Annotated in this window: 27 protein-coding genes and 1 other annotated feature; of the genes, 8 read left to right on the forward strand and 19 right to left on the reverse strand. The window is 32.4% G+C overall.

The window, feature by feature from the left end:
• Positions 1-31 precede the first annotated feature (31 nt).
• From RSB60_RS03210 to RSB60_RS03230, 5 genes are all read left to right on the forward strand, one after another.
• Positions 32-565 carry a CYTH domain-containing protein gene (locus RSB60_RS03210; protein WP_323382140.1) on the forward strand — a complete coding sequence of 178 codons (534 nt, stop codon included), beginning with the start codon at positions 32-34 and terminating at the stop codon, positions 563-565.
• Between the two features lie 5 nt (positions 566-570).
• Entirely contained in the window at positions 571-1,113 is a 543-nt protein-coding gene (locus RSB60_RS03215) for a DJ-1 family glyoxalase III (RefSeq protein WP_332491122.1), read from the forward strand.
• A gap of 1 nt (position 1,114) precedes the next feature.
• The gene (locus RSB60_RS03220; protein ID WP_323382142.1) at positions 1,115-1,570 is read left to right on the forward strand and encodes a GNAT family N-acetyltransferase; all 456 of its coding nucleotides are present in this window, start codon (positions 1,115-1,117) and stop codon (positions 1,568-1,570) included.
• A gap of 73 nt (positions 1,571-1,643) precedes the next feature.
• Positions 1,644-2,060: a VOC family protein gene (locus tag RSB60_RS03225; protein WP_323382143.1), complete on the forward strand. Its 417-nt coding sequence runs from the start codon at positions 1,644-1,646 to the stop codon at positions 2,058-2,060.
• 134 nt (positions 2,061-2,194) lie between these two features.
• Entirely contained in the window at positions 2,195-3,010 is an 816-nt protein-coding gene (locus tag RSB60_RS03230; RefSeq protein WP_323382144.1) for a MerR family transcriptional regulator, read from the forward strand.
• A 31-nt stretch (positions 3,011-3,041) separates the two neighbouring features.
• Here the strand turns inward: RSB60_RS03230 and RSB60_RS03235 are convergent, their stop codons facing one another.
• The 10 genes from RSB60_RS03235 to RSB60_RS03280 all read right to left on the reverse strand — a co-directional run bounded on the left by RSB60_RS03235 (position 3,042) and on the right by RSB60_RS03280 (position 13,960).
• Entirely contained in the window at positions 3,042-3,458 is a 417-nt protein-coding gene (locus RSB60_RS03235) for a DUF3788 domain-containing protein (RefSeq protein ID WP_323382145.1), read from the reverse strand.
• On the reverse strand, positions 3,459-4,094 hold the full coding sequence (locus tag RSB60_RS03240; protein ID WP_332614509.1) for a GyrI-like domain-containing protein: 636 nt from the start codon (positions 4,092-4,094) through the stop codon (positions 3,459-3,461). It lies immediately after the preceding gene.
• A gap of 11 nt (positions 4,095-4,105) precedes the next feature.
• Positions 4,106-4,996 (reverse strand): helix-turn-helix transcriptional regulator, encoded by an 891-nt coding sequence (locus RSB60_RS03245; protein WP_323382147.1) that lies wholly within the window; start codon positions 4,994-4,996, stop codon positions 4,106-4,108.
• A 112-nt stretch (positions 4,997-5,108) separates the two neighbouring features.
• A complete protein-coding gene (locus RSB60_RS03250; protein WP_332614511.1) occupies positions 5,109-5,819 on the reverse strand; it encodes a DUF5131 family protein in 711 nt (236 codons plus the stop codon).
• A 3-nt stretch (positions 5,820-5,822) separates the two neighbouring features.
• On the reverse strand, positions 5,823-7,139 hold the full coding sequence (locus RSB60_RS03255) for a GNAT family N-acetyltransferase (RefSeq protein WP_332614513.1): 1,317 nt from the start codon (positions 7,137-7,139) through the stop codon (positions 5,823-5,825).
• A 25-nt stretch (positions 7,140-7,164) separates the two neighbouring features.
• Positions 7,165-7,911 (reverse strand): prepilin-type N-terminal cleavage/methylation domain-containing protein, encoded by a 747-nt coding sequence (locus RSB60_RS03260; RefSeq protein WP_323382151.1) that lies wholly within the window; start codon positions 7,909-7,911, stop codon positions 7,165-7,167.
• 205 nt (positions 7,912-8,116) lie between these two features.
• Positions 8,117-10,039, reverse strand: coding sequence for a methionine--tRNA ligase (gene metG / locus RSB60_RS03265; RefSeq protein ID WP_332614516.1), 1,923 nt, complete (start codon positions 10,037-10,039; stop codon positions 8,117-8,119).
• 33 nt (positions 10,040-10,072) lie between these two features.
• Positions 10,073-10,278: a binding site (T-box leader), on the reverse strand.
• 36 nt (positions 10,279-10,314) lie between these two features.
• Positions 10,315-11,889: a tetratricopeptide repeat-containing diguanylate cyclase gene (locus RSB60_RS03270; protein ID WP_332614518.1), complete on the reverse strand. Its 1,575-nt coding sequence runs from the start codon at positions 11,887-11,889 to the stop codon at positions 10,315-10,317.
• A 2-nt stretch (positions 11,890-11,891) separates the two neighbouring features.
• Positions 11,892-13,472 (reverse strand): GGDEF domain-containing protein, encoded by a 1,581-nt coding sequence (locus RSB60_RS03275; RefSeq protein ID WP_332614522.1) that lies wholly within the window; start codon positions 13,470-13,472, stop codon positions 11,892-11,894.
• A gap of 35 nt (positions 13,473-13,507) precedes the next feature.
• Positions 13,508-13,960 carry a low molecular weight protein-tyrosine-phosphatase gene (locus RSB60_RS03280; protein WP_323382155.1) on the reverse strand — a complete coding sequence of 151 codons (453 nt, stop codon included), beginning with the start codon at positions 13,958-13,960 and terminating at the stop codon, positions 13,508-13,510.
• Between the two features lie 316 nt (positions 13,961-14,276).
• Between RSB60_RS03280 and RSB60_RS03285 the strand changes: the two genes are divergently transcribed.
• Both RSB60_RS03285 and RSB60_RS03290 read left to right on the forward strand, forming a co-directional pair.
• Positions 14,277-14,477, forward strand: a complete 201-nt coding sequence (locus RSB60_RS03285) for a cold-shock protein (RefSeq protein WP_323382156.1) — start codon at positions 14,277-14,279, stop codon at positions 14,475-14,477.
• A 94-nt stretch (positions 14,478-14,571) separates the two neighbouring features.
• Positions 14,572-14,892: a putative heavy metal-binding protein gene (locus RSB60_RS03290; protein WP_323382157.1), complete on the forward strand. Its 321-nt coding sequence runs from the start codon at positions 14,572-14,574 to the stop codon at positions 14,890-14,892.
• Positions 14,893-14,922: 30 nt separating this feature from the next.
• Here the strand turns inward: RSB60_RS03290 and kdpC are convergent, their stop codons facing one another.
• The 4 genes from kdpC to kdpF are packed head-to-tail and all read right to left on the reverse strand — an operon-like array spanning position 14,923 to position 19,489.
• Positions 14,923-15,582 carry a potassium-transporting ATPase subunit KdpC gene (gene kdpC, locus RSB60_RS03295; RefSeq protein ID WP_332491138.1) on the reverse strand — a complete coding sequence of 220 codons (660 nt, stop codon included), beginning with the start codon at positions 15,580-15,582 and terminating at the stop codon, positions 14,923-14,925.
• A gap of 13 nt (positions 15,583-15,595) precedes the next feature.
• Positions 15,596-17,647 (reverse strand): potassium-transporting ATPase subunit KdpB, encoded by a 2,052-nt coding sequence (gene kdpB, locus RSB60_RS03300; RefSeq protein ID WP_332614530.1) that lies wholly within the window; start codon positions 17,645-17,647, stop codon positions 15,596-15,598.
• 16 nt (positions 17,648-17,663) lie between these two features.
• A complete protein-coding gene (gene kdpA, locus RSB60_RS03305; RefSeq protein WP_332476139.1) occupies positions 17,664-19,385 on the reverse strand; it encodes a potassium-transporting ATPase subunit KdpA in 1,722 nt (573 codons plus the stop codon).
• 23 nt (positions 19,386-19,408) lie between these two features.
• Positions 19,409-19,489 carry a K(+)-transporting ATPase subunit F gene (gene kdpF / locus RSB60_RS11445; protein ID WP_442878180.1) on the reverse strand — a complete coding sequence of 27 codons (81 nt, stop codon included), beginning with the start codon at positions 19,487-19,489 and terminating at the stop codon, positions 19,409-19,411.
• Between the two features lie 370 nt (positions 19,490-19,859).
• On the opposite strand from kdpF, the gene RSB60_RS03310 reads away from it, so the two are divergent.
• On the forward strand, positions 19,860-20,450 hold the full coding sequence (locus RSB60_RS03310) for a GNAT family N-acetyltransferase (RefSeq protein ID WP_323382161.1): 591 nt from the start codon (positions 19,860-19,862) through the stop codon (positions 20,448-20,450).
• Between the two features lie 57 nt (positions 20,451-20,507).
• On the opposite strand, the gene RSB60_RS03315 is transcribed toward RSB60_RS03310, so the two are convergent.
• The 5 genes from RSB60_RS03315 to rbr all read right to left on the reverse strand — a co-directional run bounded on the left by RSB60_RS03315 (position 20,508) and on the right by rbr (position 25,862).
• Positions 20,508-21,206 (reverse strand): response regulator transcription factor, encoded by a 699-nt coding sequence (locus tag RSB60_RS03315; RefSeq protein WP_323382163.1) that lies wholly within the window; start codon positions 21,204-21,206, stop codon positions 20,508-20,510.
• Entirely contained in the window at positions 21,199-23,895 is a 2,697-nt protein-coding gene (locus tag RSB60_RS03320; RefSeq protein ID WP_332614533.1) for a sensor histidine kinase KdpD, read from the reverse strand. Before RSB60_RS03320 ends, RSB60_RS03315 begins: the two co-directional genes overlap by 8 nt.
• A gap of 223 nt (positions 23,896-24,118) precedes the next feature.
• Positions 24,119-24,286, reverse strand: a complete 168-nt coding sequence (locus RSB60_RS03325) for a hypothetical protein (RefSeq protein WP_323382165.1) — start codon at positions 24,284-24,286, stop codon at positions 24,119-24,121.
• Between the two features lie 115 nt (positions 24,287-24,401).
• Positions 24,402-24,785 carry a hypothetical protein gene (locus tag RSB60_RS03330; RefSeq protein ID WP_323382375.1) on the reverse strand — a complete coding sequence of 128 codons (384 nt, stop codon included), beginning with the start codon at positions 24,783-24,785 and terminating at the stop codon, positions 24,402-24,404.
• Between the two features lie 537 nt (positions 24,786-25,322).
• Complete coding sequence (gene rbr, locus RSB60_RS03335) at positions 25,323-25,862, reverse strand: rubrerythrin (protein ID WP_323382374.1); 540 nt, start codon at positions 25,860-25,862, stop codon at positions 25,323-25,325.
• Positions 25,863-25,896 lie beyond the last annotated feature (34 nt).

The following is a 25,896-nucleotide window of genomic DNA, read 5'->3' on the forward strand; positions in this document are numbered from 1 at the left end:
ATGCTATTATATCATAGAAGGATGTGAAGCTATGCAATCAAAACTCGAAGTAGAGTATAAAACACTATGCACCAAATCCCAATTTGACCGACTGCTTAATCTTTACCCAGACCATGAAACAATAATCCAAACAAACACATACCTTGATTCAATTCCATCATTAAGAGGGAGTGGTATGGCAATGCGAATTCGTCAAATTAATGATAAGTATTATTTCACACTTAAGATTCGTGAAGTACGAGGCAATGAAGAAATCGAATTCGAAATACCTAGCTTTTCTCTCGAATATCCACCTGTTCAAAATATTTTACACAAGTACCATATTCCCCCTGTTCAAGAGGCAGGCGTTCTTGTAACAACACGTCATCTTGTAAAATTACAAAATGCCGAATTGTGTCTGGATAAGAATGAATATAATGGTAATATTGATTACGAAATAGAATATGAGTTAATCGATCCTGATGTAGATACCCTTGAAGAATTCAAGAAAATCTTGCATGAGGCAAATATCACCTATATCCCAAATAAAAAATCAAAAATACAACGCTGTTTAGAAACGAGGTAAAAGCGATGAAATGTGCAATCTTTTGTGCCAATGGTTTTGAAGAATGTGAAGCTTTATTAGTTGTTGATTTACTACGTAGAGCTAATATTGAAATTGAAATTATTTCAATGAACGATGAATTGGAAGTGTTGAGTTCTCACAATGTAAAAGTAATTGCTGATGAATGCTTTATGGATGCAAACTTCCGTGAATATGATGCCCTTATTCTTCCAGGTGGACTCCCTGGCACTACCAACCTACAAGCAAACGAACGACTTGCATCAATTCTTTTAAAACATGCTGAACAAGGAAAACTTCTATGCGCAATTTGCGCAGCACCAAGTATCCTTGGACATTTAGGAATCCTTGATGGTAAACATGCAACTTGTTTCCCTACTTTTAAAGACAAATGTACTGGTGCTCTTTTAAGTGAAGATAAAGTTGTCCAAGATGGAAATATTATAACTGGCAAAGGATTAGGAGCTGCAATCGAATTTGCTTGCAAAATTATCGAAAATTTAAAAGACAAGGAAACTGCTGATACAGTTTTAAAACAAATCCAATATTAATATGATTATTGAAATTAAAAATGAAGATCAAAAAGAATGTATTACACGTTCAATCTTAGATCAATTACCAGATTGGTTTGGTATTCAAGAAGCTATTGATGAATATGCAATTGACTCACGTCAGTATCCTTTTTGGATAGCCTCTGAGAATGAACAAACTGTTGGCTTCATTTCATTAAAAGAAACTAGTCCTTACACATGTGAAATTTATGTTATCGGAGTACTTCCAAATTATCATGGTAGGAAAATTGGTACACAACTTTTTGAGGCTTTCAAATCATATGCCAAAGAAAAAAATTATTCATTTATTCAAGTTAAAACTGTCAAACAAGGTATTTATTCTTACTATGATAAAACAAACCAATTTTATCAACATCTTGGATTCAAAGAACTAGAGGCTTTTCCAAAATTATGGGATGAAAAAAATGTTTGCCAAATTTATATTCAAAGTATTTAAAAGTTGAAAGCACTTTAATGGCTTTCTTCTTTTTTATTTACTACGATGAATATAAAGAAAAGAGGTTTTTAAAATGAAAACAAATGAACCTAAAGTAGTCCCTTTTATTACATTTTGTGGTCAAGCAAAAGAAGCAGTAGAATTCTATACTCAACAATTCCCAAATTCGCAAATTATCTCGATTGCCTATTTTGAAAAAGGTGACCGTGGTGTTGAAGGAGAAGTATTAACTGCAGTATTTGAAATCAATGGGCTTCAGTTCATGGCTATGGATATGGAAAAAGAATACTGTCCACAAACTTCATGGGCAACATCATTCTATTATGATTGCGATAGTGAAAATGAGTTTGACAAATTGTTTGAAGCACTCGCAAAAGATGGAACTGTTTTAATGGGACCTGAACCTGTTGAAACTTCAAGTTCAATGATTAAAAAATGTGCTTGGATTACCGATCGCTTTAATGTGACTTGGCAACTAATTTATCAATAAAAGAATCAAATTAATAATTCTAAGAATCTACTTAAAACCTTAAAAGATTTCAATCGAAATCTTTTTTTATTTATTACTTGACTCTACCATAATGATATACTTTAAACTAAAGATGAGCTCAAGGAGGACCTCCCATGTTAAAGATTTCAGACTTTTCTAAATTGTCTCACATCAGTATTAGAATGCTTCGTTTTTATGATGAACAAGGCCTATTGAAACCAAGTGAAGTTAAAGAAAATGGTTATCGGTATTACGAAGCAACGCAACTCATGACTGCGTTACACATTCATTACTTAAGCTATCTTGGATTTACTACAAATAAAATACGAAAAGTACTATCAACTTATCAAGATGGAAAAGATATTGTAGATTATCTTAAAATCCATCTTGAAGAGTTACGAGATGAACAGACAACACTTATAGAAAAAATTGATTCTTTGACAAAAACCATTGATAAAATTAAACAGGAGGATACATTAATGAATTATCAAGTTGAAGTTAAAGAAATACCTGGAAAGATGATGATGTGTAAACGTGCTATCATTCCAACTTATCAAGATGAAGGTTTACTTTGGAAGGAATTAATGCGTGAAATTCATGAAAATAATTTGAACGTAAATATTCCAAATGACAGTACATGTATGGCTGTATTCTATGATGATGGCTACAAGGATAAAGATGTCGACGTTGAAATTAGAATCGCTGTTGAAGGAAAGTATAGTGATACTCCAACAATTAAGTTTAAAGAAATTCCATCCGTTAAGGTTGCTTCTGTAACCTATAATGGTGGTTATGAGCATATTACTGAAGTATGCATTCATATTGCAAATTGGATTTCTGAACATGGTCTAGAAATTTGCGGACCTGATTTTTCTATCTATCATGTTGGTTTTTCGCAAACCAATGATCCAACTAAGTTTGTGACTGAAATTTGTTACCCCATAGCTTAGTCAGCAGTAAAAAATAGCACTTCATTTAGTGCTATTTTCTTTTATACCGTATGTCTATGCAACGTTTAATATCATTAATTATTTCCTGATCTTCCACTTCAATCATAAGCCATTTCTGTCCCATGCCTTCCTGTGTATTTTCATATAAATTTTGCATATATGGAGTAAATGTCTTATATTCAGTTTCAAATTGCATTTTTTCTTTTTGACCTACTACCACAAGAACAATGAAGTATCCATCCAACGGATAACAACGACATAATGCCCTCCCTGATTTCTTAAAACTAATATTCCAACCATAAGGACAACATTTACTGAATTCAAAAATAGGTTTAATCTCATATTCTGCTATCATATAGTTAATAAAATCATCCCAATTTTTATTACGCACATATTCGCTATAATCATACAAACATGGTTCTTGATTACTATCTTCTTTATTCCACATTTATTTTTTAACCGGATGACGGATAACCGTTTTTAAATTTTCTGGTTTTGTCTTACGTGGATCACCTAAATAAATTTCATGATGCTTACGTATTTCAAAATCTTCCACATATCCTGACTCATTTACAAAATCTACAAGTTTTGCGATTGTTGCTGGCTCATCATCATAGGGACCTAAATGTAGAATTTGAGCGCATAGACCTTCTTCGAATTCAACAAGTCGAACTTTTGAAATATCAAGTTGTGGTTTCTTTTTCAATAAAACTTCTTTTGCTTTTTCTAGTACTTCTGGTGTTACAAAATCCGGTTGGCGTATCATTGAAGTCCAAAGAAAATTGTCCTTATTTAGAAACCCTTCTCCTTTGAATTCCTCATTCTCTGTCCACCATAATCCTTCTAGTGGCAAAACCACATAATCAAAATATCCTTCCGGTGTGTTACCAGACATCTTTGTCATTTTAATGGCATATGATAATCCATAAAGTATTTCCAACGCTTCACTATATTCTTTTGATGTATTGGGATTTCCCTTTCCATCCACCATTAAGAATTTCATTTTTGGAATTTGAATAATTTCTGGTTTTGTCTTTGGTATATAATATTGTTTTTCTAACTTTTTATAATCTACCGCTGTCATATTATCCTCCTCTATTTATAGATTTTATTTAATTTTTCTATTTCTATTTTTATAAAATCTCTTACCTCTTTTGGTTCGATTACCTCAATGCCACCACCAAAAGACAAAATATAGCCAAGCAACCATTGATCAACAGGTAGCTTCGTCTTAACAAGCATATATTCTTCATATTCTTCTATATCATCACGATGAAATTCTTCATAAATTCTTATTCGCTGTCCTTTGCCTGCCTTAAATGTAATTTCCTTTAAGGCACAGAAAGTATCAGATTCTATCTCCGGTGGAATTAAATTTTCTTCAAATTGTTCATCTAACATAATTGCCTTTTGTATTCGAAATAACTTGAATGTTCGATAGTCTTGTTTCAATTCACAATATGCTTGTAGATACCAAGATTTTCCCTTGAATACAAGTCTTGCCGGTTTCACTATACGTTCAGTCAAATTACTTACTGCATCATAATAATTTAATTTTATATATCTTTTTGAGAGGATTGCCTCTCTTAAAATATCAAATTTTTGGGTTTCTTCTTTATCCATTCCCCAACCACCCAAATCAACTTGAATCCAATCTTTACCACCTTTTTGAAATAAACTCTTTAATTTTAAAATTAAATCATCTACTTGATTTGATGTGACTTGAATGTTTTCTAAAGCCATGAGAATTTTATCTTGTTCACTTGATGAAAGTAATGTTTTATTTAAAACATAGCCTTCCATAAGTGATATCCCACCACCTTTTCCTTGTGTTGCATACACTGGAATCCCAGCCAAAGTAAGTGCATCAATGTCCCGATAAATCGTTCTTACGGACACTTCAAAATCTTCTGCTAGATCTTTGGCAGATACTTTTTTTTCATCCATCAATCGATTGATAATCTTAAATAAGCGCTCTGTTGACATATGTTATACCTCACTATTAATTATATAGCAGAAAGTTGACATCCCATGTCAACTTTCTTATGAAAATAATATTATTCTTTTTCATTCAAACAAAAAAGCCGAGTTTATCGGCTTATAAATTTGCTTTTCTTGCTTGGCTGTGTTGAAATTTTCGCGGAATTATATATAATTTTTCGTCTTTTATAAATCGATAACCTGTTTGCTTAAACCAAAATGGAACTCCTTTTTCATGGCATTGTCTACGTACATCTAATATCCAATCATAGTTACATGGTCTTGCTTCATATCCAGATTCGCCACCACAGACAACCTGTACAATTGTATTATCTAAATATTTTGAAAAATCTACTTTTTCTAACATTGGTTCACAAATAATACTTTTCTTCTTAATTGGAAGTTCTTTAAAAATAGGTAAACGCTCATCCGCACGCTTTTGATTTTCACAAGTTACCGCAATCCATACATTATCATATCCATCATTCCAATCATTTGGTAAGTGTTCTTTAATTCTTTCTGGACGTTTGGTGATAAAGAAAAATTCGCAGTCACTTCGTTCTTTCATCATTGCCCATGCTTCATCACGCCACTCATCTGCTTCTTCTACAAAAAAGTCAGATGAAAAACACGTCCAAACCATAGAACCTGATTTGATTTTATATTCACCTTTTCTAGTCTTTTGAATTGGCGCATTGAATGTACTTGTTTTATGCACATTCTCAGAATCCATTCTCCCATGTCTTGCATCACCACGGAACATATAACAATTCAAGCAACCTTCACTTTTTTTATGACAACCATGCCATAGATTCCACATTTTACCCATTGATTATCCTCTAAAATTTTCAGCCATTTCTTTAGACAAATCTTTACATAGATATAGTAAATCTTCTCTTACATCTTTACGATCTTTCCAAGATCTTTGATCCCATTCTTCTTTTGTCAAATCATCGCCACCATAAATCAAAGCAATATAATTAACTTTTCTAAATTGAGTTAGTGCTAATAAACCAGCTTGTTCCATCTCAACCATAAGACAATTCTCTTTACTACGCAGTTGAATTTTATCTTTTGTTTCACGATAAAATGCATCTGTTGTCCAAACTTTTCCCGTTACATACTCGATGTTATTTTTGTCCAAATAATTTTGTGTAAATGTTAGAATTTCTTCATTCGCATAAACCTCACGGCTTGGTTTCATATAGTGATAGGATAAACCATCATCTCTTACAGCTGCATTAATGACTACAATTTTCCCTACCGTAATATCAGGATGCAATGATCCAGCACCACCACAGAAAGTAATTTGTTTTGAGCCTAGTGCGATACATTCTTCAACTTCGCCACCGCAACCTGCACCACCAACATATCCTTTTACAACAAGACAATCTTCAGTGATGAATTTATAGAGATAGACTTTATTTTCTCCTTCTATCACTTCATATAATTCCAGTTTTCCTTCATCCACTAATCGATCGATTACCTCATGAAAAAAGCATACAACTAGTCTTTCTGGAAACGGTTTATATTTATCTACTAGGATTGAAGGATTTATAAATGCTACTTCATTTTCATCAAATTCAAGAATTGGAAATTCTTTTTTAATACCATTTATCTTTTGAAATTTTTCTTTTGTCAAAATGTATTGATGACAATTAAATTGTTTATTTAATGCTTCCGCATTATATATTGAATCACACGTATATTCGTATCCTGTTTTAAGAATTACATTCTTTGAGCGATTATTTTCTAGAAAGTGTTCCACCCATAACATATCAATGCCAACATCATTAAAAAGATATTCATGAAGTCGACTCACTGCCTCTGTCATAATTCCTTGACCCCAGTAATCTTTATTCAAACAATACCCTAGCATTCTTTGATCTAGTTCCTTGTATGCATCTAGTTTTTTGTTATGCGCTGCAATTGAACCAATTGCTTTATTGTTTGATTTACAAACAACTGCATATTCTTGATTGCTTTCAATAAATTGTTGAAGAATTTGTTTAGATTCTTCAATAGATTTATGGGGTGGCCAACCTGCGAATTCACCTAAACCCTCCATGGATGCATATCCAAAAAAATCATCGATGTCAGATTCTTTCCATGGCCTCAACCATAACCTTTCGGTTTCAAGTGTTTTCATCTTGTTCCCCCTGTTTTCTTTATAACTATTTTATTTTTAATTTTTGATAATTACTTACATCATCTTTATTTGTACTACTTCTTGGAAAGAAAATATAGTATTCTCCATTTTCTTTATAAATATCCCCTCGATTTAAGTCGTTCTTATTTTCATGAACTTTTGATAAATTTATTTCTACACAGTAATTTGGATTATTAAGATATTCTTTTCTTCTTTGTTCACTCCAGCTGTTACTTGGACTTTGAGCATTATGTGTGATGTAGTATCTACCTTCCCAGTATAAAACATCACCATCTTTTAAGTCGATACCATCCCAACTATTACCTTTACCAAAAACTGCTGTAACAAAATCTTTATCAATAACAGTTGAAACAAATTTATTATCAATTGTAAATCCACTCGTTGTATTTTCTACACCAGGGTTCTCTGGAACATCCGTTGGACTTCCACCCGTGGTATCCCCATGTTTGCTACAACTTACTTTAGTACCTTTAATTGTGATATTTTGATTCCCATCTGGACAAACTTTACCACCTGTATAATAACCATTGTTATTTTGTGCTAATTCATCCAAGGTTGTAATTACTGTATCCTCATCTTGTGCTTTTGAAATAATTAAAGCTCGTTCTACCAGTTTCCGATTTGATTCACATGTTCGTGCTTTTGATTCTTCAATGTATCCTGTGATTTGTGGTACTAATAATAAAGCCAATACTGCTAATACTGCTATTACCACAATCAACTCAATGAGTGTAAACCCTCTCCTTCTCATTTAGTCCCTCCTACTTGGTCTATTGTCTATTCTAGAATAAGTTTATTTAATGAATTCTTCAATTATTACTATCTTATTCTTATTGCTTTTTTATAAATGTGTCCAATACTTAATCATATTGGAATTTTATTTAAGTTATTAATCTAGTTAATAATTTACCCAGTATTAAAAGTCTATTCATAAATAAAACCTGATTTATCAGGCTTTATTTAACTTGCGTTCCAATTGGTAAGTCTTGAATACTTAATACTTCTATTTGTTTATCAGTTGCCCCTGCAAGAATCATACCTTGTGATTCCACTCCACGTAGATTAGCTGGTTTTAAATTAATAATGACACACACTTTTTTACCTACCATATCTTCTGGTTTATAGCTCGTCGCAATTCCGGAAACGATTTGTCTTACTTCGCCTCCAATATCAATTTGAGAAACAAGAAGTTTATCTGCTTTTGGATGTTTTTCACATGATATTACTTGTCCTACAACCATTTCAACTTTCGCAAAATCTTCAATTGTAATTTCTGGCAGTTTAGACACCTTAACTTGTGGTCTTACTGTCTCAGCTTCAATTTTTTCTAACATTTCTTTTTCATCTAAGCGAGCAAATAAAATTTCTGGTTTATCGGTTACATGAATACCTTGTTCAAGATTCCCAAATTCAAGAATTGAGTCATAGTCTTTTTGATTAGTATTCAATTGATTTAAAATCTTTTCTGATGTTTCAGGTAAGAACGGTTTAATTAATACTGCCGCAATACGAATGCTTTCTAATAAATTATAAAGCACTGTTTTTAAACGTTCATGTTGAGCTTCGTCTTTGCCTAAAGTCCATGGTGTCGTTTCATCAATATATTTGTTACTTCTTCTTAATAATGTAATGATTTCATCAATTGCATCTGCAACTTTTAATTCATCCATTTTCTTATTAACTTTGCTTACTGTTTCTTTTGCGACTTGAATTAATTCATCATCAAATTCACCTTTACAGTTTGTATTCTCAACTAGACCGCCAAAATACTTATTGCTCATCGTAATTGTACGATTGACAAGATTTCCAAAAATATTCGCAAGATCTGAGTTAATGCGTTCAATCATTAGTTCGTAAGTAATCGTTCCATCTTGTGCAAATGGCATTTCATGCAACATGATATAACGCACTGCATCAACACCAAAGTAACGACATAAATCATCCGCATAAATTACATTTCCTTTTGATTTACTCATCTTGCCTTCACCTACAAGTAGCCAAGGATGACCAAATACTTGTTTCGGCAATTCAATATCTAATGCCATCAACATAATTGGCCAATAAATTGTATGGAAACGTAAAATATCTTTACCAATTAAATGTACATCTGCCGGCCAATACTTTTTGAATAGCTCATCATGATTACCATCTAAATCAAACCCTAATCCAGTAATATAGTTTGTAAGTGCATCAATCCAAACATAAACAACATGTTTAGGATCGAAATCTACCGGAATTCCCCATTTAAATGATGTACGAGAAACACACAAATCTTGTAATCCTGGTTTGATAAAATTGTTTACCATTTCATTTTTACGTGATTCTGGTTGAATAAAGCTAGGATGATCTTCAATATGCTTCATTAAACGATCAGCGTATTTACTCATTTTAAAGAAATATGCTTCTTCTTTTGCGATTTCTACATCACGACCACAATCAGGGCATTTACCATCAACCAGTTGTGATTCTGTAAAGAAAGCTTCACATTGCTTGCAATACAATCCCTCATATTCTGATTTATAGATATCACCTTGTTCATAGAGTTTCTTAAAAATCTTTTGAACTTGTTTTTCATGATAAGGATCAGTTGTACGCATGAACTTATCATAAGATACATTCATCGTATCAAATTGTCCTTTAATGATATCCGCAATTTCATCCACAAATTGTTGAGGAGATTTGTTTGCAGCTTTTGCCTTATCTTCAATTTTTTGACCATGTTCATCTGTCCCTGTTTGGAAACGAACATCATAACCAACCATTCTTTTATAACGGGCAATCGCATCTGCCAATACAATTTCATACACATTACCAATATGCGGTTTACCTGAAGTATACGCAATTGCAGTCGTTATATAATACTTTCCTTTATTTTCCATGTTTCATTCCTCCTAAAATATAAAAACGCCCTCACAAAGGACGTTATTAGCGTGGTACCACCTTATTTTATACAATTTCTTGTATACACTCAAACTTCTTAACGCGAAGACTCGTTTTATCTTACCTATCAGATAAACAGCTCCAAGACCATCTTCATCATTACCTTCACACATATTTCCACCAAGCATATGTTCTCTATTTTTCCGGCAATTACTACTCTTCTCTTCTTTGCTTGTACCGTTATTATATATAGGAAATCATTTGATGTAAAGAATTATTGTCCTTTGATATCTTCAACAAAACGCATCCATGTATTACGACCTTGTCTTTTGGATTCATACAATGCTTTGTCTGCGCGATCAATTAGACTTGTTATATCAAAATGTTGGTCTACTTTTTGATTATCATAGCCAATTGAGATTGTAATTTTCTTTTCAACTGGACTATATTCATGTACTAATCCTTTTTCGGCTAATTCTGTTTGAATTTTTTTAATAAATGTTTCTATCTCCTCATCATACATGTTTGTACATATAGCTACAAATTCATCCCCACCATATCTACAAATAAGAGTATTATCTTGACTATTTTTTAATAAAACTTTGCTGACATCACGCAGAACTTCATCACCTTTCATGTGTCCATAATTATCATTAAACTCTTTGAAATGGTCCAAATCGATCATTACATAACCAATTCTGTTTATCGTGTTATTGTGTTCTAATTTACTTATAAATTTATCATGATAACTTCGATTATAAATCTCTGTTAAATCATCAATGTTTGCTAACTTTCTTAAACTATAATTCTTTTCTTTTTCAATAGCACTCTTTTCATTTAGTTCATAAACTAAAATTTCATTTTTCAAATTTGTAGATGTTACTTTATTATCTGTTTTTAATTTTGATTTAATTAATTCGTAAAATTCTTTATACGGATTTTCTTCTAATTTAACATTAAAATATTCTTGATAATCTATCCTCAGTTGAATGACTTTTATATTTTGATTAAATTTAGATTTTAAAAGTTCTTCATTTAATATTTCCAAGCATTGTGTAGATAAATCTTTGTCTCTAAATTTAATTAATAATTCTGCCATATACGTTATACTATCAAATAAAAATAATTTATCTTTTGGATATTGCCTTATTTCATTAATAAATTGTTTACTATCTTCTACAAAAGGTAAATCTTCCATTGCTTTAATAATGCAATGTAATACTTCAACATCAAAGTCATATCTAGATTCATTTATACTATCCATTTCTTTCATGTATATTTTTGCTTGAGACAATTTTCGTTTTTCACAGAAATATAAAATGTTTTCACGATAACATTGCTTTGCGATTAAACGTCCTCTCACACTACTTGTTTTTTTAACTTCTTTCAATGCTCTTTTCAAGTAACTATTCGTTTTGTTTTGATCTCCCAAACTTTTATAAATTAAACCCAGCTGCAAGTAGGCAAATGATAATCCTTCCTCATAGTTATTCTTCTCAGCTAATTCTATTGTATCTAAGAACTCTTTTGCAGCAGCATATTCATTACTGATATTTTTATAGTATATTCCTCTTATAATATGTATGTCTGCAAGTAATTCTACTTCACTTGTATCAAGTAACTCTTCAGCTCGTTGAAGAGTATAATTTACTACTTCACCTTTTTGCGTATAAATATAATAGTATGCCAAATACGTAAATCCATATGCTTTGCCATAGTCATAATTAATCATATTTGAAATTCTTAATAATTCTTCAGCAGCATCTTTTGTTTTTGTAATATCATTTAAAAAATAACTATCGATTTGTTGAATTTGATATTCTATAACTTCTTGATATTTTCCCATCATATTTATTTTCTGCCTTTACTATATTGCATTATCTGGTTTCTACCACTTCTTTTTGAAAAATAAACTGCAATATCTGCTTTCTCAAAAATATCCATATAATTCAAGTTTTCGGCAACAGTTCTAACATCAAACCCCATTGACAATGTAATGTGATCCGAACATTTAGAATACAAGTGTTCCACATTTTCACTCTCCAATATACTCGAAATATTTTGTAACCAGTTATTTATTTCATCACTTGTTTTATCAAAGAAGATAACAAAATATTCATCGCCACCATAGCGGCATGGAATAATTTTATCCGTTGATTTATTTTTCATAATCGTTGCGATTGTGACTAATACTTCATCACCTTTCACATGACCATAGAAATCGTTATATTCTTTAAAATAATCCACATCAATAATTGCCATTCCAATTTCAGATATATTATTTTCAGTAATTATTTTTCTTACTTCATTTAAATATCTACGATTATATAAACCTGTTAGGCCATCTAGAATTGCTTCTGTTCGTAATGACTCATTTGCTTCTTCTATCTCTTTTTGACGAGCATTAATTTTACTTATTGCTTGAATATTATTAATTGCATTTATTGTACTATCATTTCTATTACGACTAATCATTTTATAGTTTTCATAAAAATCTTTATATCTTTGATCAACTGCTTTTTCATCAAATAAAAGACTATATTTCACTTTATTCAATTGTAAGTTAATATCTATATTCTGATTTTTTTGAGGAATAATTTTATCAATTTTTTCTAATAATTGAATACATAGTATTTCACTTTTTATATTGAGTGCACACTCCAACATTCTCTCTAAGAATTCAAGTTTTAATATGATATTAGAATGATTAAATATTTCAGAGTCATATAATTCTTTTATACTTGCTTCAACTCTTTCTTCATTTTTAATCAATGAATTATACCGCAATAATGTAAGTGCTAGAATTTGTTTTTTTAAACCAACCTCATCATTTATTTTTCTAATCTCTTCAATACACTTCTCTAAGTCTTCAATGTTTTTCAAATGATATAAATTATCTCCAATATTATTTTGTAGTATCAAATATTGAATATTTACATAGCGATCTTCTTTTGTCTTAAAATACGCTTCACTCATTCGACAATATTTTAAACCTTCTTCATAGTCTTGAGATTGTTGAAATGAGATTGCTATATTCCCATAACAAATTGCATAATAATCATCTATTCCTGTTTTCTTCATTATCGCTAAAATTTCGAGATAGCATTTAACTTTATCTACATAATTACCAAGCGCTTCATCTTCTAATCCTTTTAATCGATAGTAGTTAATTAGTAATTCATAATCTTTGCTTAGTATTATATGAGGATATGCAAGTTCTAAATTTTTAGAAGTGTTTTCCATATCGAAGACAGTATAAAAATAATAATCCGCTATCCAAACATAAGCATACCCTATGTTTAAGTCATCACTTTGTTTAGTTGCTAATTCAAGTAAATCCATACAATATTCTAATTGTTTCTCGGACTTATTTTTTACACTGTCTTGAATTTGCTTTTTCTTTTCTTCTACAAATACTAAGTACTTATTCATTTGTCCACCTACTTGTTAGCGAAATATTCATAAATCTACTTATCTAAGTCTGCAATTATTTCTGATAATCTTCTCTTACAACCATCAACCACATCTTTGTATGTTATTTCAAAATCTCCGGTATACCAAGGATCTGCAATATTCTTATTAGGAATCAACATTTCAATTTTTTTAAGAGGATCGCCTTTAAATATTCTAAGCATATTTTGTAAATTGAAATCATCCATACAATAAAATACATCAAAAGTATCGTAGTCTTTTTGTGTAACTTGTTTAGCACGATGATTATCATATGGAATATGATGTTTCTCTAAAATTTTCTTTGTCCCTTGATGAATTCCATTTCCAATTTCTTCGGTGCTTGTTCCACAACTATCTACTACTATTTCTTCATCTACTTTTTTCTTTCGTATATAATCTTTCATTACATACTCCGCCATTGGACTTCTGCATATGTTGCCATGGCATACCATCATAATTTTTTTCATAGTTTCATTATAAGCGACATTTCGGTATTTACAAAGAATTACGAATTATCGAATCTTATTACGTTCTACATAAGATGTTGTTCTATTAGTGTTGTTCACAAGTAATCATAATTGTGTTCCATTTATCTCACTAATGAGCATATTCGTACCAAAAACGCTATTTTACTTGTTCTTTACATGATATTAGTTTGACACGACACCTTTAGCATGCTATTATGAAAACGTATTCAAGCAACATCGGATTTCACATTGAGATCAAGGATTTGATTGAGATGTGTTTTTTTATAGAGTTGCGATACAGTAATGGAGGTACAAAATGAGTACAGGTAAGGTAAAATGGTTCAATGCAGAAAAAGGTTATGGATTTATCACTGGTGATGACGGACAAGACATCTTTGTTCACTTCTCAGCAATCCAAACTGACGGATTCAAATCTTTAGACGAAGGACAAGCAGTTAACTTTGACGTAACAGTTAGTGAACGTGGTCCTCAAGCTTCTAACGTTACTAAAATTTAGTTATATTGAATCTAAAAACGGGGTGTCTTCGGATACCTTTTTTTTGTATATTTTTTAAATAGTGTTTATAATTAAGAAAAAAGGAGAACAAAAAATGATAGTTACTACCACACCTTCAATCGAAGGAAAGAAAATTGTTGATTATAAAGGTATTGTATTTGGCGAAGTTATTACAGGTGTTAATTTTGTTAAAGATATTGGTGCAGGATTGAGAAACTTTTTTGGCGGACGCTCAGAAGGATACGAAAGTGAGCTTGTAGAAGCACGTCAACAAGCTTTAAGAGAAATTATAGAAAATGCTACCCGTGTTGGCGCAAATGCTGTAGTTGGTCTAGATTTTGATTATGAGGTCTTAGGTGCTGACAATGGTATGTTAATGGTTACAGCTTCTGGAACAGCGGTTGTTGTTGAATAATAAAAAACTTCAATTATAAATTGAAGTTTTTTATTTGCTTATAATCCCCATTGCTTGGGCAATATCTAAGTTTACTTTTACTACATTAGTAACTTCTTCTCCAAGTACACCAAACAATTTACCTGTTGTATTTTTATCAACAATTTGTTGAAGTTGTTCTTGTGTTAATCCAGATGCTTTCGCAATCGCTGGAATTTGTACTTTTGCAGAAGCTGGAGAAATGTGTGGATCTAATCCTGACCCTGAAGCAGTCAACAAATCTGTTGGTATATCTTCTATACGAATGCTTGGATTAGCATCCAAAAATTCTTGAATATCTTTCTCAACTCGTTCTGCTAATGCAGGGTTTGTTGCACTATAGTTATTTGACCCTGATGCAAGTCCTGCAAATTCTGTTCCATCATTGTATACTTCATTTCCATTTTCATCAATTGTATACGTGTTATATTGATAAGCCGAAGGTCTACATTTCATGAAATACTCTTTTGTAAAATCTTGACCAACAAACTCTGCCCCAATTATTTCACCGTTAACTTCGATGGTACTACCATTGGCTTGGTGTGGAAATAATATCGCAGATATACCACTCAATACAAGTGGAAATAGTAATCCACATATTACAAGCAAGGACACTGATACCATAAGTGCTTGTCGTAATCCTTTTATCATTTTTCCTTTTGATTTATTCATCATCTAAAGCCTCCTATAGTCCTAACATTGTTAATAATGGATAAATTATCATATCAATAATTTTAATAGCAATGAATGGTGTGATAACTCCACCTAAGCCATAAATCAACATATTCTTCGCAAGCATTTTTCCTGATGACATTGGACGATATTTAACCCCACGCATAGCTAAGGGAATCAAACACGGAATAATAATAGCGTTGAATATAAGTGCTGATAATATTGCACTAGATGGACTTGATAAATGCATAATATTTAATACACCGAGTTCTGGAATCGCAAGCATAAACATTGCAGGTATGATTGCAAAGTATTTCGCAATATCATTCGCAATAGAGAATGTTGTTAAACTTCCACGAGTGATTAATAATTGTTTACCTATTTCTACAACTTCAAGAATCTTTGTTGGGTCCGAATCCAAGTCAACCATATTTGCTGCTTCTTTAGCAGCAGTAGTTCCTGAATTCATCGCAAGTCCAACATTTGCTTGTGCTAGTGCTGGCGCATCATTTGTACCATCACCCGTCATCGCAACTATTTTTCCTTCAGCTTGTTCTTTTTTAATAACATCTATTTTATCTTCTGGTTTACATTCTGCAATGAAACCATCAACTCCTGCTTCTTTCGCAATTGTTGCAGCTGTTAATGGGTTATCCCCTGTACACATAATTGTTTTGATTCCGATTGCACGCAAGCGTTCAAATCTTCCTGTCATACCTGGTTTAACTGTATCTTTTAAATAAATTACACCTAATATTTTATTGTTTTCACAAACTGTCAAAGGCGTTCCACCTAGAGAAGCAATTTTATCCACTTGTGCTCGTAAGTCTGTTGGAATTGTTCCATCTTCCGCAAGAACATATTTTTCAATTGCATCCGATGCCCCTTTTCTTATTTTTGTTCCATCAGGTAAATCCACACCACTCATTCTTGTTTGAGCAGTAAATTGAATGAATTCTGATCCTGTTGTTTCTTCACTATTGTCACCCATTGAACGAGCTAAACTCAATGTTGATTTTCCTTCAGGAGTTTCATCTTGCAAACTCGTTAAAGCTGCACAACGAATTAAATCTTTTTTATCTGCATCACCCACTGTTAAGAAGTCAGCTGCTAGACGGTTTCCAAATGTAATTGTTCCTGTCTTATCAAGAATCATTGTATCCACATCACCACATGCTTCAACTGCTTTACCAGACATTGCGATAACATTGAAACGTGTTACACGATCCATACCCGCAATACCAATAGCTGATAATAATCCTCCAATTGTTGTTGGGATTAGACAAACGGCTAAAGCAATTAGTGTTGATGTTTGTAATTGTACCCCTGAGTATAGCCCTAAAGGATATAAAGTGATAATTACAATCAAGAAGATAATTGTAAGTGAAACAAGCAATGTATTTAACGCAATTTCATTTGGTGTCTTTTTACGAGAAGCACCTTCAACTAATGCAATCATACGATCGAGAAAGCTATTTCCTGGATCTGAAGTAACACATATTTTTAGACAATCCGATACAACTGTTGTCCCACCAGTAACTGAACAGAAGTCACCTCCTGATTCACGTACTACGGGTGCTGATTCACCTGTGATTGCAGATTCATCTACTGTTGCAATACCTTCAATAACTTCTCCATCACTTGGAATAATTTCACCCATTGAAACTAATACAATATCACCTTTACGTAAATCACTAGATGATACTATTTTTTCTGTTCCATTTGGTAATAGTAAATGTGCTTGTGTATCTTTTTGTGTCTTCTTTAGACTTGCAGCCTGTGCTTTGCCACGGCCTTCCGCAACTGATTCTGCAAAGTTTGCGAATAATAAAGTAATAAATAAAACAAATGACACAATAATGTTATATGCTCTTAAATTACTTCCTACATCCCCAAATAAATCAGGTACAAAAGATAATACAAGTGTAATTACAAAGCCAACTTCAACAACGAACATAACTGGATTCTTTATCATATATCGTGGATCTAACTTCACAAATGATCCAACTACTGATTGTTTTAGAATATCTGAAGTAATTAACTTTTGTTTATTCTTTTTGTTCATATATATATTCGTCTCCCTAACCCCAAAGTGCGAAATGTTCCGCAATTGGTCCTAATGCAAGCGATGGAAAGAAAGTCAACGCCGCAAAGATATAAACAACTACAACTAATATAATTGCGAATGAAACTGTATTTGTACGAAGACTTCCAGCTGTTTGATTCACAAAATTCTTACGCATCAATGATCCCGCAATCGCAAGTTGTAACATAATTGATAAATAACGTCCAAAGAACATAACTAATCCTGTTGATATATTCCAGAACAATGTATTGTCTGCAAGTCCTTCAAAGCCAGAACCGTTATTCGCAGCTGATGAAGCAAACTCATACAAGACTTGACTTAAACCATGAAATCCAGGATTTGTTATTCCTGCTAGTCCACTTTGGAGTGATACTGCAAGAGCTGAGAACCCCAATATTAATAACGGATGAATAATAATTGTTAGCGCAACTAATTTCATTTCGCGCCCTTCAATTTTCTTACCTAAATATTCTGGAGTACGACCAATCATTAGTCCACAAATAAAGACCGCAAGAATGACGTACATAATCATATTCATAAGACCAACACCTTTACCACCAAAGACAACATTCAACATCATATGAAGCATTGGTACCATACCTCCAAGAGGAGTTAATGTATCATGCATGTTGTTGACTGTTCCAGTTGTAAATGACGTTGTCGTAGTCGTGAACAGAGCCGATTGTGCAATTCCAAATCGCACTTCTTTTCCTTCCATACTACCCATCACTTGACTCAAACCAAGATTTCCAAGAATTGGATTACCTTGACTTTCTGCCCAAAAACAAACACCTAAACCAATTAAGAATAATATACTCATCGCCATGAAAACCGTAAATCCTTCACGGCCGAAGAACTTATCAATAAATCCTTCTTTTTTACCTTCTCTATTTACCGCAACCATTTTGCCAAACATGATGACACATGCGCCTGGAAGAAGCATCATTGACCATAATTCAATCAAGTTAGTAAGTATAGTTGGATTTTCCAATGGAGTAGATGAATTGGCACCTAGGAATCCTCCACCATTTGTTCCTAAATGCTTGATAATTTCCACTGCGGCGATAGGTCCTGTCGCAATGACTTGATATGTTCCTTCAAGTGTTTGTGCAATTATGTTTCCACTAAAATTTTGTGGTACACCTTGCCAAACAAGAAGTAATCCTCCAATTAATGAAAATGGGATTAAGATTCGTGTTGTGATACGAACTAAATCAACAAAGAAGTTCCCCATATCATCTTTTGTTTTCCCTGCAAGTCCACGAATAAATGCGATACATGCCGCATATCCACTAGAAGCTGAGACAAACATCATGAATGTGATAACTAACATTTGTGACAAATAACTCAATCCGGTTTCACCAGAATAGTGTTGTAGATTAGTATTTGTCATGAAACTAATAATTGTATTGAATGCTAAATCCGGATTCATATTTGAAATACCATTCGGATTAAATAAAGGAATACTTTGAATTCTTAAGATGAGATACCCTATTAAAATCATAACAGCATTAGTTACAATCAAGGCTACCGCGTATTGTTTCCAATTCATTCCATCTGCTGGATTAATTCCACTTATCTTATAAATGAAATTATCTATTCTATTAAATACTGGATCAGCAAATGTGCGCTTTCCTGCAGCAATGTGATACATATAACGACCTGTTGGTATGACGATAATTAGAAATACGATTAACGTCAAAGCGATTTGAAGCATTGTGTTTTCCTCCTATATATTGATTAAAACTTCTCTGGATTTACTAGTGCATACACTAAATACAAACAAAGACATACTGCAATTAAAGCTAATAAAATAATCATTTCTTCCTCCCTTAGTCGTTACGGTTCATTTGTTTCTTTAACCACTTAATTAACAAGTAAATAAGTCCAAAGCAGATAGCTAATATTAGCAAAACTAGAATATCGATACCCACTCACCACCCTTTCTTTGGATAATATATTAATAATAGATTATGACTCATAAACGTAGAGTAAGTATTCTTGAAACCGTATTAAGATTTCATAAAGATTACCTAATATTAAGCATATAACTAAAGTCTTACGTACGTTATTTTACTATCTACAATTTTTCTTAATTTGCTTCATCTGTGTTTTCGCAAACTTATATCATTAAAGAGTGATACAATACAACTATCAACATGCGTATTAGTAAAGTGAGGTACAAATTATAATGGTTAATACTCCCACCCTAGAAACCCCAAGATTACGGTTAAGAAAATTTTCTGAAAATGACCTTGAAGCTTTACTAATGATATTTAGTGATTTTGAAACTAATATGTATTTGCCCTGGTTTCCCATATCGACTTTAGAGGAAGCTAGAGTGATTCTAAACACTCGATATCTAGAAACCTATATGTCACAAGAAGGTTATAATTACGCTATCTGTTTAAAAACAGATGATATCCCCATTGGATATATTAATGTAAGTACAGATGAAAGCCATGATCTCGGCTACGGACTACGTAAAAAATTCTGGCATAAAGGTATAGTAACAGAAGCTGGAAAAGCTATACTAGAACAGATAAAAAAAGATGGCATACCCTATATTACGGCTACCCACGATGTAAAGAATCTTCGTAGTGGAGAAGTCATGAAACATTTAGGTATGCATTATCAATATTCCTATGAAGAGTTATGGAAACCCAAAAATATCCTTGTAACCTTTCGTATGTATCAATTAAACTTTGATTCACAGGATACAAGGGTATATAGAACATACTGGAACAAATACGCTCTCCATTTTATAGAAACTGATATTTAGCTCCTAAATAAAAAAACAAAACGATATTTTCGCTTTGTTTTTTGTTTTTCCATTAGACTACAGTTTAGTCATACGATAACCAACTCCAACATGAGTTTGAATCATTGGTTGTTCTGACTCTTTTTTATTTATTTTCTTTCGCAATGTAGCCATGAATACGCGTAGTGAAGCAACATCACTTTCCCATGAACTGCCCCAAATTTCTTTTGTAATAAATGAATGAGTTAGAACTTTTCCCACATTCTTTGATAATAAACAAAGCAGTTTATATTCAATCGGCGTTAAATGCACCTCTTCATTATTTAAATATGCACAACCCGCAGCATAATCAATACGTAAATCCCCATTGGTAAAGATAGCTTGTTCAACGCCTAAACCAGATTGATTAGCAACCAATCGACGAATCGTTACCCTTAAACGTGCAAGCAATTCTTCTACTGAGAATGGCTTAGTCAAATAATCATCTGCCCCAACATCTAACGCATCAATCTTATCACTATCTTCAGAACGAGCACTCAAGACAATAATTGGAACATTGGACCATGATCTTATCTTCTTGATAACTTCTATCCCATCCATATCTGGTAATCCCAAATCCAATAAAACAATATCAGGATTATAGGTAGATGCTTCCAAAATTGCGGTTTGTCCATTTGGTGCAACATGGTAACGATACTCATGTGTCTCTAGTGTTGTACTTATTAGATTACGAATTGCCGAATCATCTTCAACAACTAAAATTAATGGTTTAATCATGTAGCTCTACCTCCTCAATCGGTAATGTGAATCTGAATGTTGATCCTGTCGGTTTATTATCTTTTACTGTGATTTCACCACCATGTACATTGATAATTGATTTACACAAAGCTAAGCCTAAACCTAAACTGCGATGGCTATCCGCAACTTTAGTGACAGTTGTATAGAAACGATCAAATATTCTCGGCTTATCTTCATCTTTAATTCCTGGTCCATTATCTGAAACTTCTACTACTACAAATTTATCTTGTTTATAACTAGTTATACTTATTACTGAACCTTCTGGTGTATATTTTATCGCATTATCAACTAAATTAATAATAACTTGCACGATTAATTTCGCATCCATCATCGCTAAAATGAATTGATCATTCTCATGAACTATAATTTCATGTTCGCTCTTATGATGATTGATATGTCGTAATGCTTCATCAATCACTTCATCAATCAGCTCAGCAGTAATCTTCAAATGAAGTGTTCCATCCTCAAGTTTTGTGACAGCCAAAAGATTTTCTACCAAATTGATTAACCAAATTGAATCTTCATAAATATCCGTATACAGTTGTCTTCGTTTTTCGACACTTAATTTTTCTTCACTCGCAAGCAATACTCCCGCATTACCTGATATTGATGTGAGTGGTGTTCTTAAATCATGAGATATTGAACGTAATAAGTTTGCACGTAATTGTTCGTTTTTCGCTAAGATTGCAGTCTGTTCTTTTTCTTCCGCAACTTTTTGATTTTCTAATGCCAATGCACATTCACCTGCAATTGATAGAATAATATTATTTTCAAAAGCATCTGGAATTTCATTACCCTTCATTCTTATTCCTAACACACCATATACATTTTGTTTGACACGAATTGCTAGATAATGACACTTCGCATTCGATAATGTATTGGTTGCAGCACCTGAATGCTTGTTGTTTTTATATGACCACATTGCAACTGCTCGTTCATTTTCACTTAAACATGAATCGTCTTTATCATATTCTGAAGCATAAAATATTTTTGGGTCGGCAAGTGTTTCACCATCTGCTAGATAAACAATTATATCTTTTCCTAACAATTTTATTAATTGATTCGCAAAGACCGCAATAATTCCATCCTTGTCTTTTTCCATTTGTAATAATTGATTAGTATCTAAAAGTATTTTTGTGCGAAATGCAACTTGTGCCGACTTCTTTGCATTCTTCTTTATTTTTACTGCCAATGTTCCTGTAATAAATGCCGCAATAAACATAATCAAGAATGTTACAGGATATCCTGAATCATAGGCATTTAATGTATACCGTGGATCTGTGAAAAAGAAATTAAATATCAATACACTCACAATCGAAGATACTAAACTATATATTCTTTGTGTTGTTACAATTGCGATAACTAAGACCGCTAAAATATAAATTGTTATGATGTTTGCTTCACTAAATCTTAACTCATAAAAGAAAAAACCAATAATTGTTGTAAGTGCAAGAATACCAATACTTTTAATAAAATCTTTCCACAAGAAATCTACTGGTTCAAATTTCATTTTGCGTTGTTGATAGGGTACAACTTCTTTATCTGGGATAACATAGATATCGAGGTTTGGTGAATACGTTGATAGCTTTTCAATTAATGATGGTTTACTGAAGAAGAATCTTCGTTTAGCACTATTTCTTCCAATTACAATTTTGGATACACCTGATAAGCGTGAAAATTCAACAATTTGCATTGCGATATCATCGCCATAACCAATTTCAAGAGTCGCTCCTAATTGTTGAGCTAATCGCATATTCGTTCTTAAACGATTTCTATTTTCATCACTCATTGAAGAAAAATCGGGTGTCTCGACAAATAATGCTGTTAGTCTTCCTTTAAATGCACTTGCCATTCTTGCCGCTGTTCGAATGATTTTAGAGTTTGTTGGCGAAGAAGATAAGCACACAAGAATATGTTCTTCTGTAAAGTAATCATTTCTACTTTTTGAACGGGCATCCTCTACTCTTTTATTAACACGATCTGCACATCGTCGTAAGGCAATTTCTCTTAAAGCTATTAAATTTTCGATATTAAAAAAATTAGTTAATGCTCGCTGTGCTTGTTCATTACGATATATTTTACCTTCATTAAGACGAGTTAATAATTCTTGTGGTTCGATATCAACTAAACCTACTTGATCTGCACCATCAAAAACACTATCTGGTATTCTTTCTCTTACTAAGACTCCCGTGATTGATGCGACTACATCATTTAGACTTTCAATGTGTTGGACATTAATTGTCGTATACACATCAATCCCCATATTTATTAATTCTTCAACATCTTGATATCGTTTATCATGGCGACTTCCTGCAACATTTGTATGTGCTAGTTCATCTACAAGTACAAGTTCAGGACTCCGTCTAATTGTTGCATCAAGATCAAATTCATGTAATTTTATATTATTATAGACTATTTCTTTGGATGGAATCATTTCCAATCCTTCTAATAATGCAGTTGTTTGAGGACGAGCATGAGGTTCAACATAGCCACACACAACATCTACACCACGCCTTTTTGCTTCATGGGCGGCCATCAGCATTGAATACGTTTTACCGACTCCAGCAGCATAACCAAAAAATATTTTTAAGTTCCCTTTTTTCTTTTCATCGCTATTACTTCGTATCATACGGAGTAAGTCTTCTGGGTTTGCTCTATCAGTAACCACGAAATTCACCTCATGTCTTTGACTATAACTAATTTTACTATAACATTACTAAAGAAGTAAAAGAATCATCCTTTACTTCAATTTTAGAAATTTTATACTTATTTCATTAATTGACACATATTCACTCTTTCAAGAAGTTTTCTTTATGCTTACCAGTTTATCAAATGCACTCCTAATATTCTATAAACAAAAATCCCGTCACATAAAGATTGTATAAAGATAACTATTTTATTAGTAACTCTAATACTTGAACTCCAGAGCATATTGCGATAATTAAACAAGCTGGCAATATGACGAAAGAAAATAGTATCAACAAGAATGGATGATTTTTCGCTAAATCTACCATTGCTCTATCAAACATTTGTTCTAATCCCATAAATTCTTTAAACATATTAACCCCTCTTTTCATACTTCTAGCATAGAATAGAAGTTGTTAAGTATGTGTAAGTGTATTCATGAAACCCATTAAAACTTTATAAAGAAAAAGAAGGGATTATTTCCCTTCTTTAGTCTTTTCTTCTTTTCTTAAGAGCCAGAAGTCCTACGACTGTTAAAACTGATGCAAGAATTACGCCTCCAGCAATGTATAATGTTTTCTTATCTTCTACAGGGCAACAATCTGCTGATTCTCCATTGAGATCAACTTCCATTTGCTTACCATTTGGCAATAATACTTCAACGAGTAACTTATTGTTTTTGACTGTATAGTTAAGAACTTTCACATCCACTGCATTTCCCTTATCATCGACAACTTGAATATAGGAAGCTACTTTCTCATCACTTAAATCATCAAGATTAATTTTATCTACGAAATGATTTGCAGTGTATTGAGTTTCTTTCGTTTCAGTTGTTTCGTCTATGGTTTCTTGTACTTTTTTGTCATCAACCATGTGATACCTCCTAAGTCTATAATGACTTTCAATTGTGATACATAAGAGTTTCATTCTTGCACATAAGATAACTACTAGGCCTTTAGTATATCTCTTGTTCTTGGATAATACTAGGTTATTTGCGCAGTTATTAGAATATTACTAGGTAATAGTCATACAGGTATTTTGCTATATCCGGGTATTGGCTTATTACAGGTTTTAGTAAAATCTAGGTGTCTAGAACAAAACTTGGTCACTAACTAGAATCCAAAGTGTAATTCATATAAACTCCTCTGAATTTCACAACTTCTATTTTTGTCTAAACCGGTTTAAACAAATTTTTTAAAAGTTAAGAAATACTTCTAGAGTCTTTAGATATCGATTATATCTAATCGATTTTAGAAATTCTTAAGATTCCTTTATGTACCTCAGGTACATTTTTATAATAATTCTACTTTAAAATAATTTCCACTAATATAATCTTTATTTTTGTGAAATGTGACTAAGTCACAAAAACATAGAAAAAGAGCTTATGTAAACATAAACCCTTTTTAAGAATTAATAGTTAAATTTTTTAACTTCAAAGAATGATTTAGGATATCCACAAAGAGGACAAGCACCTGGAGCAGTTTTGCTTTCCATTGTGTATCCGCAGATTTCACATTGCCATAAAACTGCATCTGTTTTAGCGAATACTGTTCCTTCATCAACATTTTTAAGTAAAGCTAGGTATCTTTCTTCATGTTCTTTTTCAATTTTTGCTACCATATCCATTTGAGCAGCAATTTTTGTGAAACCTTCTTCACGAGCTGTAGCTGCGAATCCTGCATACATATCAGTCCATTCATAGTTTTCACCTTCAGCAGCCATCTTTAAACCTTCAGCTGTTGTAGGCATTTTATCTCCATGAAGTGCTTGGAACCATAAACGTGCATGTTCTTGTTCATTACGAGCTGTTTCTTCGAAAATTGCAGCGATTTGTTCCATTCCTTCTGCACGAGCCATTTGTGCGAAATAAGTATATTTATTTCTTGCTTGGCTTTCCCCAGCGAATGCTGCTTGTAAATTTTGTTCTGTCTTAGATCCTTTTAATTCCATCTTTGTTTTCCTCCTATTAATTTTTTTCGTGGTG

Source organism: Anaerorhabdus sp., from assembly GCF_036657415.1.
Lineage (GTDB): Bacteria > Bacillota_I > Bacilli_A > Erysipelotrichales > Erysipelotrichaceae > Anaerorhabdus.